Origin of the sequence: Modicisalibacter ilicicola DSM 19980 (assembly GCF_900128925.1) — a bacterium.
In the GTDB taxonomy this organism is placed as follows: domain Bacteria; phylum Pseudomonadota; class Gammaproteobacteria; order Pseudomonadales; family Halomonadaceae; genus Modicisalibacter; species Modicisalibacter ilicicola.
On record NZ_FQUJ01000009.1, the window covers coordinates 67,347 to 82,205 of the forward strand.

A 14,859-nucleotide genomic window follows, 5' to 3' on the forward strand; every position below is an offset into this window, starting at 1 on the left:
GGAATGGTATCTTCAGTTGGCCAGCTCCGGCAGGAACAGCGATATCTGCGGGAAGACGATGACCAGCAGGGTGGCCAGCAACAGCAGGGCGATGAAGGGTGGCGTCCCCTTGATGATGTCCAGGTAGGGTTTCTTGAATACCGCGACGGCGGTGAAGATATCGCAGCCGAAGGGGGGTGTCGCCGAGCCGATCGCCGCCTGCAGGGTGACCACCACACCCACGTGCACCGGATCGACCCCGGCGGCGCTGATCGCCGGGGCGAACACCGGCGAGAGGATCAGGATGACCACGATGGGATCGACGAACATGCAGCCGACGAAGAAGGAGACGGCGATCACCACCAGCAGCATGACCGGGTGGTCGGAAAGGTAGGGAATGTAACCGCCGAGGATGGCGTCGGGAATCTTGGCGAAGGAGATGATCCAGGAGAAGCCGGCGCCGGCGCCTACCAGGATGAAGACCACGGCGGTGATCAGTCCGGTGCTGAAGGCCACCTTGGGCAGATCGCTGAAGGTCACGCCGCGATAGATGACCATCTCGAGGAACAGGGCATAGATGACCGACACCGTGGCTGCCTCGGTGGGTGAGAAGATCCCCGAATAGATACCGCCGATGATGATGATGGGAAAGCCGGCGGGCAGGCTGGCGCGCTTCATGGCATGCCAGCGCTCCGACCAGGAGTGCTTGGCCAGGGGCTCGATGCCCAGCTTCTTGGCCTTCCAGATACAGTAGACCGAGAACAGTGCAAGGATCAGCAGGCCGGGCAATATGCCGGCGATGAACAGGTCGCCCACCGAGGTTCCGGTGGCCACACCGTAGATGATCATGCCGATCGAGGGAGGAATCAGCAGGGCGATGTCCGAGGCATTGATGATCAGGGCGATGGTGAACTTGTCGCTGTAGCCGGCATCGAGCAGGCGCGGGCGCAGCGGCCGTCCCATGGCGACCACCGTGGCCTGGGTCGAACCGGAGACGGCGCCGAACATGGTGCAACCCACCGCGGTGGTCACCGGCAGGCCGCCGCGCCAATGGCCGACGAAGCTCTCGATGACATCGAGCATGCGCTGGGCGGTGCTGCCCTTGAGCATGATGTCCGCGGCGAGGATGAACATGGGGACCGCCGTGAGCACCACCGGCTGGAGTCCACCGATCATCTGCTGCATGAACAGTTCGGGTTTCAGGAAGCTGAAGTCGCTGAACAGGATCACGAAGGCCCCCGCCACCAGCGGCACCATCATGGGCAGGCCCATCAGCAACAGCACCAGCATGACGATTACGGTCCACATGAGTACTTATCCTTGTTGTTGATCCTCTCTGAAGGAGCGATGGAGGAAGGGTGACGGCTCAAATACCCGTGTCGTCGACCTCGGCGTCCTCGGCTTCGACCTCCGGTGACTTCCAGGACAGCCAGCGGCCGGTGCTGAGCAGATTGCGCATCACGCTCAGGAAGAACTGCACGCTGCCCAGGGCGAGGCCGGCAGGGACCACGCTGTAGAGGATATACAGCGGCCAGCGCAACGATGGCATGACGCGTTTCGACTCCGCCAGGCTCATCACGTAGCCGTAGGCGAGATAAGCGAGATAGGCGAGCAGCAGGCAGGTGATGAGTTGCGCCAGGATCAGCACCGTCTTGCGCAGCAGTTCGGGCAGCGCATCGACCAGGGCCGTGACCCGGATATGGCGCCCGGCCCGCGCACCGTAACTGATGCCGATGAAGGTGAGCCAGATCTGCAGCACCTGCATGATTTCTTCGGTGAAGGGCAAGCTGTAATTGAAGACGTTGCGGCCGATGACGTTGGCGATGCTGGCAATGGCCATGCCGAAGATGCAGCCGACGATCAACCAGCGCTCCACCCAGGCCATGGCACTGTCGGCCTTGTCCAGCCCCCTTGCCACGCCAAGCAACCCGCCAGGCAGTCGGCGCAGCGAATCGGCGAACTCGTCGTTGTCGGTTGTGCTCATGAATGCCCCTTCGCCTTCGCATGAATAGTATGGTTCATCCCATCCTGTTTTTATCATTATGATTGCTAATGGAATTCTGGAAACTCTTCGACCATGCTGATATAGGTATATATCACCACTAATAGAAGGGGAATAACAACATGTTTAAGAAAGCCAGTCTGGTGGCGGCCATTGCTGCCGCAGGGATTTTTTCTTCCAGTGCAGCCCTGGCCGAGACGTGGCGTTTCGCGCTGGAAGAGGTCGAAGGCAGTGTCCAGGACGCCTATGCCCAGGAATTCAAGAAGCGCATCGAAGAGCGTTCCGACGGTGATATCACGATAGAGATCTATCCCTATGGATCGCTCGGCACCTCCTCGCAACTAACCGAACTGGTTCAGCAGGACGCCATTCAGCTGGCCTTCGCCTCGCCGGGCCATTTGGCATCGGTGATCCCGGAAACCGGCGTGTTCACCCTGCACTTCCTGTTCTCCGACGACAACGAGGTCAACGAGCAGGTGCTGGCCAACACCGAGGCGCGTTCGATGCTCCAGGAGGCCTATCACGAGCAGAACCTGCAGCTGCTGGGCATCATTCCCGAGGGTTGGATGGTATGGACCGGCAACCGCTCCATCGAGACGCCCCAGGACATGGAGGGCTTCAAGATCCGCACCATGACTTCGCCGATCCTGGTGGAGTCCTATCGGGCCTACGGTGCCAACCCGTCTCCGATGCCCTACGCCGAGGTCTATTCCGGTCTGCAGCTCGGCCAGATCGACGGTCAGGTCAACCCGATCTTCGCCATCGAGGAGATGAGCTTCTACGAGGTCCAGGATTACATGATCCAGGCCAAGCAGGCGCAGTTCATCACCACCCTGGTCGCCGCGCAGGACTTCTACGAGAACCTGCCCGAAGAACAGCAGACCATGATCGACGAGGTGACCAACGAGATGCGTGGTTACATCTTCGACAAGCAGGACGAGTTCAACGAGCAGCGTCTCGAGACCATCCAGGAGAACAGCGACATCGAACTGATCACCCTCAGCGAGGAGCAGCGCGAGGCATTCCGCGAGATGAGCCTGTCGGTGCGCGATACCTACATCGAGCAGGCCGGTGAACGCGGCAAGAAGATCCTCGAGACCCTGGATGAGGAGCTGCGGGCCGCGGAAGAGGAGAAGGGGGGCAGCGACAACGGCTGACCCACGCTGTCATTTGGCAAATACCACGACAAGGCCCGGGGCAGTCCAGCCCCGGGCCTTGTCAACGAGGGCGCGCTCTCGGGCAGGGGCTGGGCATCACCTGGCTGGTAAAGGTGGCCAGGAACAGGAACTAAAACGATGAAACGCGTTGGCAAACCATTACCTCAGACCCGGCGATAGCCGTTCCCCCGCAAGCGAAGCACTGGAGCCTTCAATGATCGACGTACTGTTCTTCGACCTCGACGGCACCCTCAGCGATACCCATGGTCTGGCGCGTGCCACCTGGCTCGAGGTGCTGAGGCCTCATGGCATCGACGTCGATTTCGAATTCTACCAGGAGAACATAAGGGGGCTGCCACATGACGAGGCCCTCGAGAATATCCTGCCCCGTCTGGAGGAAAGGGAGCGCAGCGATCTGCTCGATACCCAGGACAGCTACTATCGCAATCGGCTGAGTGCCACCGGCCCGCTCCCTGGATTGATCCCATTCCTCGATCGGGCCGGAGAAAAAGGGTATCGGTTGGCGCTGGTCTCGAATGCGCCGCGGGAAATTGCCGACGAGATTCTTCACGCCCTCGGTCTCGAAGGCCAGTTCGATGCGAAGGTGTTCGCCGAAGATGCAGGGGTGACCAAGCCCGATCCTGCGGTCTACCGATTGGCCCTCGAGCGGCTCGGGGTGGCGCCCGACCAGGGGCTTGCCTTCGAGGATTCGCCCAAGGGGGTCACTGCAGCGATAGATGCCGGGCTCACGGTGATCGCCATGGCGACGACGCATCATCCTGCCGAACTGCGCGATGCCGGTGCCTCGCTGGTGGTGGGCGACTTCGTGGACGCCGCCCTCGACGACATGCTGGAGCGGCCGGAGCCCCTCGGCTGATGCTCGGGGTGGCATGCCCGGCTCAGTTGCCCAGCAGCGCCTGCTTGAAGCTCTCCTTGGCCGGATTGTCGCCCAGCCAGATGGCGAAGAGCGCTGCTGCCAGCGCCTCGTTGTCGCTGCGATGCAGCACCTCGTCATTGAGGCTCAGGCGAAGCTCGTCGCCGGTCCAGGTCAGGGCGTAGCGATCACCGGGCACGACGTCTCGGTAGCTGGCGTTGAAGGCCTGCAGTGGATCGGTCAGTCCGGCGAAGCGGCTGGCGCTGAGGTTCCGTTTCACTCCCTTGCGCGTGGTATCGGCGAAGTCCTCGGCATCGATGGCATGGAAGTATTCCAGCACCAGATGGCGGGGAACGTCGCTCACGGGCGCCGGGCGGGGAAAGCCGCTCGCCTGGTAGTAGGCGCCGACGTAGGCATCCCAGATCATGTAGGTGAAAAGGCCGCTGCCCAGCATCTGATAGGGCCGGTCGTCGATCGTGATGCGCGTCGGAAACTCGACTCCCTCCACCCGTACGGATCGCTCGGCCTGCGCCGCCGCGCTGGAAGCTGCCAGCAGCCAGCACAGGGCAAGCATCAAAGGGCCCCGGCCGAGGAGTGCACGCATGGGCATGATGGAAGCTCCTTGTCCCGTCTGGTTGGCGATACAGGCATAGACGCCAAAATCGGAGCGCAGTTCAGCGGGGCTTCACCACCAGGCGTGAAAGTGATGAACCGGCCCGTGGCCTCGGCCGACCGAGAGGCGCTCGCTCGCATGAAGTGCCTGGCCCAACCAGGCCTTGGCCTGCCGGACGGCCTCGTTCAGGCTACGGCCCCGGGCCAGGTAGGCCGTGATCGCCGAGGAAAGCGTGCAACCCGTGCCATGCAGGTTGTCGGTGGCCACGCGCTTGCCCTCGATCCATTGCCGTTCTTCGCTGGAGGCCAGCAGGTCATGGCAGTGTTCGCCGCGCAGATGGCCGCCCTTGATCAGCACGTGGTGAGTGCCCAGGCCAAGCAGGCCCGGCACCAGCGCCTCCATGGCCGTGGGGGTCTCGGCGGCCGGACCATCCAGCAGCACCGCCGCCTCGGGCAGGTTGGGAGTGATCAGATCCGCCAGCGGCACCAGTTCCTCGCGTACTGCCCGGATGCCGGCCTCGTCGACGAGCACGTCGCCGCTCTTGGCGACCATCACCGGGTCGAGGACGATCCAGCGGGGGCGTCGTTTCTCGAGGGCCTCGCGGATGACGAGGGCAACCTCGCGACTGGCGACCATGCCGATCTTGGCTGCCGCGACGTCCACGTCGTCGAGCAGGGCGTCGAGCTGGGCGGCGATGAAGTCGGGCGGCACGGCATGTACGGCGCTCACCCCTCGGGTATTCTGTGCCGTCAGGGCGGTGATCACGCTGGTACCGTAGGCGCCCAGCGCCGAGAAGGTCTTGAGGTCCGCCTGGATGCCGGCGCCTCCCGAGGGGTCCGAGCCGGCGATCGTCAGGACATTGGGAACAGCAGAGGAGGTCGTCATCGCATTGGTGGTCTTGAATTGCCCGGAAGACCCTAGCCTAAAACACTTCATGGCGATGGAGCCATGCTGAGCCTGTTTCTGGTGGCCCTGGCCAGCGCCACCCTGCTGCCGGGCGGCTCCGAGGTGTGGCTGGCGCGCCAGTGGTGTGCGGGGGAGCCTGTCATGCTGCTGTGGGCGGTGGCCACCGCGGGCAATAGCCTGGGCAGCCTGGTCAACGTCGCCCTGGGGCGTTACGCGCGGCATTTCCAGCACCGGCGCTGGTTTCCGGCCTCACCCCGCAGCATGGCAAGAGCGGAAGCGTGGTATCGGGGAGTGGGTGAATGGAGCCTGCTGTTGTCCTGGGCCCCGCTCGTGGGCGACGCGCTCACGGTGGTGGCGGGGGTGCTGCGGCTGGCCTGGTGGCGGGCCGTGCTGTGGATCGTCCTGGCCAAGGGGGCGCGTTATGCCGTATTGCTCTTGTTGGCCCGAGCCTGGCTGATGCCACTTTGTTGATTGTCGGAAGCGATCGCTGGTAAACCCCGCATGCTCTCCTATGCTTGTGGCTGTATTAGTGAATGCCGTGGCTTATGTTGCATGGCAACACGATTGACGCGACAGACCGTTCAGGCATCATGGGTAGGAAGCCTGGTTTAGCGAGGGAATGTGCATGGACCAGAAAACAGCGTTGATCGCCGAGTATTGGGGCATAGGCCTCTTTGTTCTCGCGGTTCTTGCCTTGTGCGTCTTCATGATCGGCATGTCCGCCATGCTGGGTGGGCGTAGCCAGGGGCGCAGCAAGACGCTTCCCTTCGAGAGCGGTATCGTCGGTGCCGGCAGTGCCCGACAGCCCTTCTCCGTCAAGTTCTACCTGGTCGCGATGCTCTTCGTCATCTTCGATATCGAGGCGGTATTCCTGTTCGCCTGGGCCGTCTCGGTACGCGAGGTGGGCTGGGCCGGTTTCTGGGGCGCGACGATATTCATCTTCATCCTGCTCGCCGGGCTCATCTACGATAGTCGTGTGGGAGCCCTGGACTGGGCGCCCCAGGGGCGCAGCGGTAGACGCCGCGACAGCGGCGTCTGACACAACGCAACGACAAGACTCGTCTCGGGCCACCGATGGCCTTGAAGTTTTTCGCTTTTGCTGGACTTTCGCTGGAGGAGTCGCATGGCCTATACCCTGACGCGCGCCACCGATGCGGTAGCCACCGAGAATTCCCGCTACCCGCTGAACGAACGTCGGCGCGTCGAGGACCCGATGAAGCAGCAGGTGCATCGCAACGTGTTCACCGGCAAGCTCGAGGAGGTGCTCAACTCGGCGGTCAACTGGGGGCGCAAGAACTCGCTCTGGCCCTACAACTTCGGGCTCTCCTGCTGCTACGTGGAAATGACCACGGCCTTCACCGCGCCTCACGACATCGCCCGCTTCGGCGCCGAGGTCATTCGTGCCTCCCCGCGCCAGGCGGATTTCATGGTCATCGCCGGCACCTGCTTCCTCAAGATGGCGCCGGTCATCCAGCAGCTCTATGACCAGATGCTCGAACCCAAGTGGGTGATCTCGATGGGCTCCTGTGCCAACTCCGGCGGCATGTACGACATCTATTCGGTAGTGCAGGGCGTCGACAAGTTCCTGCCGGTGGATGTCTACGTGCCGGGCTGCCCGCCGCGTCCCGAGGCGTTCCTGCAGGGGCTGCAGTTGCTCCAGGACTCGATCCAGGAAGAGCGCCGCCCGCTTTCCTGGGTAGTTGGTGACCAGGGTGTCTACCGCGCCGAGATGCCGTCTCAGCGCGAGAAGAATCGCGAATGGCGAATCCAGGCGACGGAGCTGCGCACACCGGACAGCATCTGAGCCACTCATTCGGCACTCTACTCAACGCTGGCAAAGGAAGCTTTCAAATCCATGAGCGTCGCGACACCGCCACCCGATACTCCCACGACTCGTCACGATGCCGTCGTCGAGGCGCTCAAGCGGCGCTTCGGCGAGCAGGGGGTTCGAGAGCAGGCGACCCTGACCGGGTGGCCGGTGCTCTGGGTGGCACGCGAGGCATTGACCGAGGTGCTCGGGTTTCTGCGTGACAAGTCCCAGGCCTTCGAGATGCTCTACGACCTCTCGGCCATCGACGAACGCCTGCGCAGCCATCGTCGGGATTTGCCCGACGCGGATTTCACGGTCTTCTATCATCTGATGTCGCTGTCGCGGAACCGCGATGTCATCCTCAAGGTCGCCCTCGGCGAGACCGACCTGTCGCTCCCCAGCGTGGCCTCGATCTATCCCAACGCCAACTGGTACGAGCGGGAAGTCTGGGACATGTTCGGCATCACCTTCGAGGGCCATCCGCACCTGACGCGCATTCTCATGCCGCCGACCTGGAACGGCCATCCGCTGCGCAAGGACCATCACGCCCGGGCCACCGAGTTCGACCCCTATACCCTCACCGTGGTGGGGCAGGACAAGGAGCAGCAGGCGCTGAAGTTCGACCCGGAGCACTGGGGCATGCGCCGCAAGCACGACGACAGCGAGTTCATGTTCCTCAACCTCGGCCCCAACCACCCTTCCGCCCACGGCGCCTTTCGCATCGTGCTGCAGCTCGACGGCGAGGAGATCATCGACTGCGTGCCGGACATCGGCTATCACCATCGCGGCGCCGAGAAGATGGCGGAGCGTCAGTCCTGGCACAGCTTCATCCCGTATACCGATCGCATCGACTACACCGGCGGGGTGATGAACAACCTGCCCTACGTGCTGGCGGTGGAAAAGCTCGCCGGCATCCAGGTGACCGAGCGTGCCGCGACCATCCGCGTGATGCTGGCCGAGATGTTCCGCATCACCAGTCACCTGCTCTTCCTGGGTACCTACCTGCAGGATCTGGGGGCCATGACGCCGGTGTTCTTCACCTTCACCGATCGCCAGAAGGGCTACGAGGTGATCGAGGCGATCACCGGCTTTCGCATGCACCCGGCCTGGTATCGAATCGGTGGTGTGGCCCACGATCTGCCCAGGGGCTGGGAGAAGCTGGTGCAGGGCTTCCTCGACTGGATGCCCAAGCGACTCAGGGAGTACGAGCGGGCCATGATGGAAAATGCCATCGTGCGCGAGCGCACTCGCCACGTGGCCGCCCATACCACGACCGAGGCACTGGCCTGGGGCATCACCGGTCCCAACCTGCGGGCCACCGGCTTCGACTTCGACCTGCGCAAGCAGCGTCCCTATTCGGGCTACGAGAACTTCGACTTCGAGATTCCGGTGGGGAGCAACGGCGACGCCTTCGACCGCGGCCAGCTGCGCATCGACGAGATGCGTCAGAGCCTGAGGATCATCCAGCAATGCGTCGACCACATGCCGGCCGGCGACTACAAGGCGGATCACCCCTTGACCACGCCGCCGCCCCGGGAGCGCATGCTGCAGCACATCGAGACCTTGATCACCCATTTCCTGCAGGTCTCCTGGGGGCCGGTGCTCAAGCCCAACGAGTCGCTGCAGATGATCGAGGCCACCAAGGGCATCAACGGCTACTACCTGACCAGTGACGGCAACACCATGAGCTATCGTACCCGGATCCGCACCCCCAGCTTTCCGCATCTGCAGCACATTCCGGCACTGATGCGCGGCGGCTTCGTGCCGGATCTGATCGCCCATCTGGGCAGCATCGACTTCGTCATGGCCGACGTGGACCGCTGAACATGAACGACACTGCTTCCTTCAACGCCCAGTCCGCGATCGCCACCGACGGCGACGGCTTCGTCCTCCACGAGGAGGATCGCGATGCCATCCTGCATGAACGCGACCACTACGAGCAGCCGCAGGCCGCCTGCATCGAGGCGCTGAAGATCGTGCAGAAACGCCATGGTTGGGTGCCCGACGGGGCGATTCCCGCCATCGCCGGGGTGCTGGGCATCGGGGTCGCGAACGTAGAAGGCGTGGCCACCTTCTACAGCCTGATCTTTCGCCAGCCGGTGGGGCGCCACGTCATCCTGGTGTGCGACAGCAGTTCGTGTTTCCTGACCGGCTTCGACGAGTTGCGCGACGCCATCACCGCCGAGCTGGGCATCGACTTCGGCCAGACCACCGCGGATGGCCGTTTCACCCTGTTGCCGGTGTGCTGCCTGGGTGCCTGCGATCGCGGCCCGGCGCTGATGATCGACGACGATACCTATGGTCCCGTGCCGCCGGACGCCGTGGCCGAGCTGCTGAAGGAGTATGCATGAGCACCAGCCGCAGATCGCTTCGCTATCACTGCCAGCTGCGCCAGAGCGCCGGGGAGCGCCGCGCCGAGACCCATCCGCTGACCTGGCGGTTTCGCGAGGACGGCGCGCTGATCGGGCTCGAGGAGTACGTCGAAAAGGATGGCTACGCCGCCGTTCGGGAGGTGCTCGGCAATCAGTCGCCCCAGGATGTGATCGCCACCATGAAGGAGGCCAACGTGCGCGGCCGCGGCGGGGCAGGCTTCTCGGCCGGCTTGAAATGGAGCCTGACGCTGCAGGGCGGCGATCTGCCGCGAGGCTATCTGGTATGCAACGCCGACGAGATGGAGCCGGGCACCTTTAAAGACCGCCTGCTGCTCGAACAGCAGCCCCATCTGTTGATCGAGGGCATGATCCTCGGCGCCTACGCCAACAACTCCTGCTTCGGTTACATCTTCCTGCGCGGTGAATACATCGAGGCGGCCAGAGCCCTGATCCAGGCCCTGAACGAGGCACGCGCCGCCGGCTGGCTGGGCAAGAACATCGCCGGCAGCGGCTTCGATTTCGATATCGCCCTGCACACCGGCGCCGGCCGCTACATCTGCGGCGAAGAGACGGCGTTGATCAGCTCCCTGGAGGGCCTGCGCGCCAACCCGCGGACCAAGCCGCCCTTTCCCGGTCAGTCCGGCGCCTGGGGCAAGCCCACCGTGGTCAACAACGTCGAGACCCTGTGCAACGTACCGGCCGTGATGCGGCATGGCGCCGAGTGGTACCAAGGGCTCTCCGGCGGATTGAGCGATGACGGCGGCACCAAGCTCTACGGCGTCTCCGGGCGGGTCAACCGCACCGGCCTGTGGGAGCTGCCGATCGGTACCAGTGCCGCGGAACTGCTCGATCGCGCCGGCGGCATTCGCGACGGGCGCGCGCTCAAGACCTGGCTGCCCGGTGGCGGCAGTACCGGCTTCCTGCTGCCCGAGCATCTCGAACTGGCGCTGGATTTCGACACCATCGGCGAGTACGGCAGCCGTCTGGGCACCGGCCTGCTGACCGTGGTCACCGAGGAGCAGAGCGTGGTGTCCCTGGTACGCAACCTGGAGGCCTTCTTCGCCCGGGAATCCTGCGGCTGGTGCACCCCCTGCCGGGATGGCCTGCCCTGGACGCTGAAGATCCTGCAATCCCTGGAGCGCGGCGAGGGTGAGCAGGGCGACATCGAGCTGCTCGAGCAGCTGGCCAGCGACCTGGGCCCGGGCAAGACCTTCTGTGCCCACGCCCCGGGGGCGGCCATGCCGCTGGAATCCTCCATCAGGCATTTTCGCGCTGAGTTCGAAGCCGGCATCGCTCATGAGCGCCGTGCCGCCCATGAGGACCCGATCCCGGCGGGCGGGGTATGACGAACAGGCAGGGAGCACTCTAGATGGCAACGATTCATGTGGACGGGCAGGCCTTTGATGTCGACGGCGCGGACAACCTGCTCCAGGCCTGCCTCACCCTGGGGCTGGATATCCCCTACTTCTGCTGGCATCCGGCCATGGGCAGCGTGGGTGCCTGTCGCCAGTGTGCCGTCAAGCAGTACAAGGACGCCGATGACGACCAGGGCATGCTGGTCATGTCCTGCATGACCCCGGCGGCGGACGACACCTGGATCTCCATCGACGACGAGGAGGCCAAAGCCTTTCGCCAGGGTGTCATCGAATGGCTGATGATCAATCATCCCCACGACTGCCCGGTCTGCGAAGAGGGTGGTCACTGTCACCTGCAGGACATGACGGTAATGACCGGCCACGACCGGCGCCGCTACCGCTTCCGCAAGCGCACCCATCGCAATCAGTACCTGGGGCCCTTCATCGGTCACGAGATGAACCGCTGCATCACCTGTTACCGCTGCGTGCGCTTCTACGACGACTACGCCGGCGGCGATGACCTCGGGGCCTTCGGTGCCAACGACAACATCTATTTCGGACGCTACCAGGAAGGCGTGCTGGAAAGCGTCTTCTCCGGCAACCTGACCGAGGTCTGCCCGACCGGCGTATTCACCGACCGGACGCACTCGGAGCGCTATACCCGCAAGTGGGATCTGCAGTTCGCCCCGAGCATCTGCCACCAGTGCGCGGTGGGGTGCAACATCAGCCCGGGAGAGCGCTACGGTGATATCCGACGCATCGAGAACCGCTATCATGGCGATCTCAATCGCTACTTCCTGTGCGACCGGGGCCGGTTCGGCTATGGCTATGTCAATCGTGACGATCGGCCGCGCCTGCCGGAATGGCGCAGCGACACGGCGGACCAGAGCGTCACCCTGGAAGTGGATGCTGCTCTCGACCGGGGCGCCGACCTGCTGCGCAGCGCCCGTCGGGTTATCGGCATCGGTTCGCCGCGAGCGAGCCTCGAGAGCAATCATCAGTTGCGCGAACTGGTGGGCGAGGAGAACTTCTCGACCGGCATCGCCGCCCGGGAGCAGGAATGCCTGGAACGCATGCGCCGGCTCAATCGCGAGTGCGGGCTGCCGACGCCGACCCTGCGCGAGATCGAAGAGCACGATGCGGTACTGGTGCTCGGCGAGGACCTGATCCAGAGCGCTGCCCGGGTCGGCCTGTCGGTGCGCCAGGCGGTGCTGGGTCGCCGCGAGGAGCTGTCCCGGGCGCGTGACATTCCGGCCTGGAACGCCGAGGCGGTCAAGACCCTGGGCCAGGACAGCCGGCACCCCTTGTTCATCGCCTATCCGAGCCGTACCGGGCTCGACGGGATCAGCGAGGCAAGCTGGGCCCTGGCGGTGGATGACATTGCCCGGCTTGGCTTCGCCGTGGCCCATGCCATCGACGATGCGGCGCCACCCGTCGACGACCTCGACGAGGCAACCCGAGCCGAGGCCAGGCGTATCGCTTCGGCGCTGCTGGCGGCCCGGCGACCGCTGGTGATCAGCGGCGGCTCGCTAGGCGCCACGGCGATCCTCGACGCTGCGGGCAATGTCGCGCGGGCCCTGGCGCGCCGTGCCCGGCGAGCCGGGTTGTCCCTGATCCGTCGCGAAGCCAACAGCACCGGCTTGAGCCTGATGGGAGGCCGGCCCCTGGAGTGGGCGCTGGACGAACTAGCGGCGCAGAAGGCCGACGCCGTGGTGGTGCTCGAGAACGATCTCCATGTCCGCTTGCCCCAGGCCAGGGTCGATGCGGCCCTGGCGGCGGCCGAGACCGTGATCGTCGTCGATCATCAGCGCACCCCCACCTGGGAGCGTGCCCATCTCGGGCTGCCGGCGGCGAGCTTCGCCGAGGGCGACGGCACCCTGGTCAATTTCGAGGGTCGCGCACAGCGCTTCTTCCAGGTCTTCGAGCCGCGCTACACCCGCCCCGAAGCGCGTATCCACGAGAGCTGGCGCTGGCTTCACGCCCTCGAGGCCGGTCTCGCACGGCATCAGGTCGCCGGTATCATCCTCGATGACGTGACCCAGGCCTGCGCCAGTCGATACCCCGCCCTGGCGGGTATCGTCGAGGCCTCGCTGGATGCGGACTACCGGGTACGGGGGCTCAAGCTGGCGCGAGAGCCGCATCGTTACAGTGGCCGTACGGCGATGCGTGCCGATCTGGATGTCAGCGAGCCGCGCACGCCCCAGGACCCCGATACGCCCTTCGCCTTTTCCATGGAGGGCTACAACGGCTTCGATCGGCCGCGCAAGGAGGTGGCCTTCGCCTGGGCGCCGGGCTGGAACTCGCCCCAGGCCTGGAACAAGTTCACCGACGAGGTGGGGGGCCATCTGCGGGCCGGCGACCCGGGTGTGCGGCTGCTGCATCCGCGTCCCGGTCAATACGCGTACGCATGCGACTTGCCCCGGGGCTTCACCGCTCGCGACGACGCCTGGCAGGTCGTTGTTCTGCCGCGGCTGTTCGGCGGCGACGAGACCTCCTCCCGGGCCGCGCCGATTGCCGAGCGTACCGAGCCCGCGACGCTGACGCTCTCGACGGACGATGCCCAGCGCCTGGCTGTCGCCGAGGGTGAGACGCTCGCCATGGAAACGAAGAATGGTCGGCTCGTGCTGCCGCTGCGCCTCGATGCGGCACTGCCTGCCGGAGTGGTCGGGGTACCCGCGGGGCTGGCGCCAGCCCCGGTCTCGGGCGACTGGGCCACCGTCGCCAGGGTCTCTGAGCAACACAGCGATGGTGGCGATGTCCAGGCTCGGGATGCCAGGCGATCGCATGGCGGGGAGGATCGCCCATGAGCTGGCTGACACCTCAGGTCACGGCCATCATCATCGCCATGCTGCAGGCCCTGGCCGTCCTGCTCGGCGCAGTGTTGCTGGGCGCGGTGCTGACCGTGGTCGAGCGACGCCTGCTGGGGTTGTGGCAGGACCGCTATGGCCCCAACCGGGTGGGACCGTTCGGCTCGCTGCAGCTGATCGCCGACATGCTCAAGATCTTCTTCAAGGAAGACTGGATCCCGCCTTTCGCCGATCGCACGCTGTTCGTCCTGGCGCCGGCCATCGCCATGGCCTCGCTGCTGCTGTCATTCATCGTCATTCCGATCACGCCCAACCTCTACGTGGCGGATCTGCATATCGGGCTGCTGTTCTTCCTCGCCATGGCCGGCATCAACGTCTACGCGGTGCTGTTCGGCGGCTGGTCGAGCGGCAACAAGTACGCGCTGATCGGCGCCATGCGCGCCTCGGCCCAGACACTCTCCTACGAGGTGTTCATGGGCCTGGCGCTGATGGGGGTGGTGGCCATCACCGGCTCCTTCAACATGCGCGACATCGTCAATGCCCAGGAAGGCTTCTGGTTCGTGATTCCGCAGTTCTTCGGCTTCTGTACCTTCCTGATCGCCGGCATCGCGGTGACCCACCGCCACCCGTTCGACCAGCCCGAGGCGGAGCAGGAGCTGGCCGACGGCTACCATATCGAGTATTCGAGCATGAAGTTCGGCATGTTCTTCATCGGCGAATACGTCGGCATGGTGCTGATCTCGGCGCTGATCGTCACCCTGTTCTTCGGCGGCTGGCACGGTCCCTGGCTGCCGCCCATCGTCTGGTTCGCGCTCAAGACCGGTTTCTTCCTGATGCTGTTCATCCTGCTGCGGGCGTCGCTGCCCAGGCCGCGCTACGACCGCGTGATGAGCTTCGGCTGGAAGGTCTGTCTGCCGCTGACCCTGATCAACCTATTGATAACCGGCGCCGTGATTCTGCTGGTGGCACCGGAATGAGCGAGGA

The 14,859-nt window shown here is 64.5% G+C and carries 14 protein-coding genes; 10 read left to right on the plus strand and 4 right to left on the minus strand.

Going from position 1 to position 14,859, the window contains the following annotated elements; genetic code table 11:
* Nucleotides 1-12 precede the first annotated feature (12 nt).
* Nucleotides 13-1,287 (minus strand): TRAP transporter large permease, encoded by a 1,275-nt coding sequence (locus tag BUA41_RS11230; RefSeq protein ID WP_072822842.1) that lies wholly within the window; start codon nt 1,285-1,287, stop codon nt 13-15.
* Nucleotides 1,288-1,345: 58 nt separating this feature from the next.
* Nucleotides 1,346-1,963 (minus strand): TRAP transporter small permease, encoded by a 618-nt coding sequence (locus tag BUA41_RS11235; protein ID WP_175546959.1) that lies wholly within the window; start codon nt 1,961-1,963, stop codon nt 1,346-1,348.
* A gap of 140 nt (nt 1,964-2,103) precedes the next feature.
* Here BUA41_RS11235 and BUA41_RS11240 point away from each other — a divergent pair, with 140 nt between their 5' ends.
* Both BUA41_RS11240 and BUA41_RS11245 read left to right on the plus strand, forming a co-directional pair.
* On the plus strand, nt 2,104-3,138 hold the full coding sequence (locus BUA41_RS11240) for a TRAP transporter substrate-binding protein (RefSeq protein ID WP_072822844.1): 1,035 nt from the start codon (nt 2,104-2,106) through the stop codon (nt 3,136-3,138).
* A gap of 214 nt (nt 3,139-3,352) precedes the next feature.
* Nucleotides 3,353-4,015 carry an HAD family hydrolase gene (locus tag BUA41_RS11245; protein ID WP_072822846.1) on the plus strand — a complete coding sequence of 221 codons (663 nt, stop codon included), beginning with the start codon at nt 3,353-3,355 and terminating at the stop codon, nt 4,013-4,015.
* A 22-nt stretch (nt 4,016-4,037) separates the two neighbouring features.
* Here the strand turns inward: BUA41_RS11245 and BUA41_RS11250 are convergent, their stop codons facing one another.
* Both BUA41_RS11250 and thiD read right to left on the minus strand, forming a co-directional pair.
* Nucleotides 4,038-4,622: a chalcone isomerase family protein gene (locus tag BUA41_RS11250; protein ID WP_072822848.1), complete on the minus strand. Its 585-nt coding sequence runs from the start codon at nt 4,620-4,622 to the stop codon at nt 4,038-4,040.
* Nucleotides 4,623-4,697: 75 nt separating this feature from the next.
* Complete coding sequence (gene thiD, locus BUA41_RS11255) at nt 4,698-5,510, minus strand: bifunctional hydroxymethylpyrimidine kinase/phosphomethylpyrimidine kinase (RefSeq protein WP_072822850.1); 813 nt, start codon at nt 5,508-5,510, stop codon at nt 4,698-4,700.
* 63 nt (nt 5,511-5,573) lie between these two features.
* Here thiD and BUA41_RS11260 point away from each other — a divergent pair, with 63 nt between their 5' ends.
* The 8 genes from BUA41_RS11260 to nuoH all read left to right on the plus strand — a co-directional run bounded on the left by BUA41_RS11260 (nt 5,574) and on the right by nuoH (nt 14,852).
* Nucleotides 5,574-6,002: a YqaA family protein gene (locus tag BUA41_RS11260; RefSeq protein WP_072822852.1), complete on the plus strand. Its 429-nt coding sequence runs from the start codon at nt 5,574-5,576 to the stop codon at nt 6,000-6,002.
* Between the two features lie 154 nt (nt 6,003-6,156).
* Nucleotides 6,157-6,570 (plus strand): NADH-quinone oxidoreductase subunit A, encoded by a 414-nt coding sequence (gene ndhC / locus BUA41_RS11265; protein WP_072822854.1) that lies wholly within the window; start codon nt 6,157-6,159, stop codon nt 6,568-6,570.
* A gap of 84 nt (nt 6,571-6,654) precedes the next feature.
* Nucleotides 6,655-7,335 carry an NADH-quinone oxidoreductase subunit B gene (locus tag BUA41_RS11270; protein ID WP_072822857.1) on the plus strand — a complete coding sequence of 227 codons (681 nt, stop codon included), beginning with the start codon at nt 6,655-6,657 and terminating at the stop codon, nt 7,333-7,335.
* Between the two features lie 51 nt (nt 7,336-7,386).
* Nucleotides 7,387-9,165, plus strand: coding sequence for an NADH-quinone oxidoreductase subunit C/D (gene nuoC, locus BUA41_RS11275; protein WP_072822859.1), 1,779 nt, complete (start codon nt 7,387-7,389; stop codon nt 9,163-9,165).
* A 2-nt stretch (nt 9,166-9,167) separates the two neighbouring features.
* Nucleotides 9,168-9,692, plus strand: a complete 525-nt coding sequence (nuoE, locus tag BUA41_RS11280; RefSeq protein WP_072822861.1) for an NADH-quinone oxidoreductase subunit NuoE — start codon at nt 9,168-9,170, stop codon at nt 9,690-9,692.
* The gene (gene nuoF, locus BUA41_RS11285; protein WP_072822863.1) at nt 9,689-11,059 is read left to right on the plus strand and encodes an NADH-quinone oxidoreductase subunit NuoF; all 1,371 of its coding nucleotides are present in this window, start codon (nt 9,689-9,691) and stop codon (nt 11,057-11,059) included. The genes nuoE and nuoF overlap by 4 nt, the downstream gene beginning before the upstream one ends.
* Before the next feature lie 23 nt (nt 11,060-11,082).
* Nucleotides 11,083-13,875, plus strand: a complete 2,793-nt coding sequence (gene nuoG, locus BUA41_RS11290) for an NADH-quinone oxidoreductase subunit NuoG (RefSeq protein ID WP_072822865.1) — start codon at nt 11,083-11,085, stop codon at nt 13,873-13,875.
* Complete coding sequence (gene nuoH, locus BUA41_RS11295) at nt 13,872-14,852, plus strand: NADH-quinone oxidoreductase subunit NuoH (RefSeq protein WP_072822867.1); 981 nt, start codon at nt 13,872-13,874, stop codon at nt 14,850-14,852. Before nuoG ends, nuoH begins: the two co-directional genes overlap by 4 nt.
* The last annotated feature ends 7 nt before the right edge of the window (nt 14,853-14,859 follow it).

Coding starts and splice junctions, on each gene's coding strand:
- BUA41_RS11230 (WP_072822842.1), bottom strand. CDS start 1,287: ATGTGGACCGTAATCGTCATGCTGGTGCTGTTGCTGATGGGCCTGCCC.
- BUA41_RS11235 (WP_175546959.1), bottom strand. CDS start 1,963: ATGAGCACAACCGACAACGACGAGTTCGCCGATTCGCTGCGCCGACTG.
- BUA41_RS11240 (WP_072822844.1), top strand. CDS start 2,104: ATGTTTAAGAAAGCCAGTCTGGTGGCGGCCATTGCTGCCGCAGGGATT.
- BUA41_RS11245 (WP_072822846.1), top strand. CDS start 3,353: ATGATCGACGTACTGTTCTTCGACCTCGACGGCACCCTCAGCGATACC.
- BUA41_RS11250 (WP_072822848.1), bottom strand. CDS start 4,622: ATGCCCATGCGTGCACTCCTCGGCCGGGGCCCTTTGATGCTTGCCCTG.
- thiD (WP_072822850.1), bottom strand. CDS start 5,510: ATGACGACCTCCTCTGCTGTTCCCAATGTCCTGACGATCGCCGGCTCG.
- BUA41_RS11260 (WP_072822852.1), top strand. CDS start 5,574: ATGCTGAGCCTGTTTCTGGTGGCCCTGGCCAGCGCCACCCTGCTGCCG.
- ndhC (WP_072822854.1), top strand. CDS start 6,157: ATGGACCAGAAAACAGCGTTGATCGCCGAGTATTGGGGCATAGGCCTC.
- BUA41_RS11270 (WP_072822857.1), top strand. CDS start 6,655: ATGGCCTATACCCTGACGCGCGCCACCGATGCGGTAGCCACCGAGAAT.
- nuoC (WP_072822859.1), top strand. CDS start 7,387: ATGAGCGTCGCGACACCGCCACCCGATACTCCCACGACTCGTCACGAT.
- nuoE (WP_072822861.1), top strand. CDS start 9,168: ATGAACGACACTGCTTCCTTCAACGCCCAGTCCGCGATCGCCACCGAC.
- nuoF (WP_072822863.1), top strand. CDS start 9,689: ATGAGCACCAGCCGCAGATCGCTTCGCTATCACTGCCAGCTGCGCCAG.
- nuoG (WP_072822865.1), top strand. CDS start 11,083: ATGGCAACGATTCATGTGGACGGGCAGGCCTTTGATGTCGACGGCGCG.
- nuoH (WP_072822867.1), top strand. CDS start 13,872: ATGAGCTGGCTGACACCTCAGGTCACGGCCATCATCATCGCCATGCTG.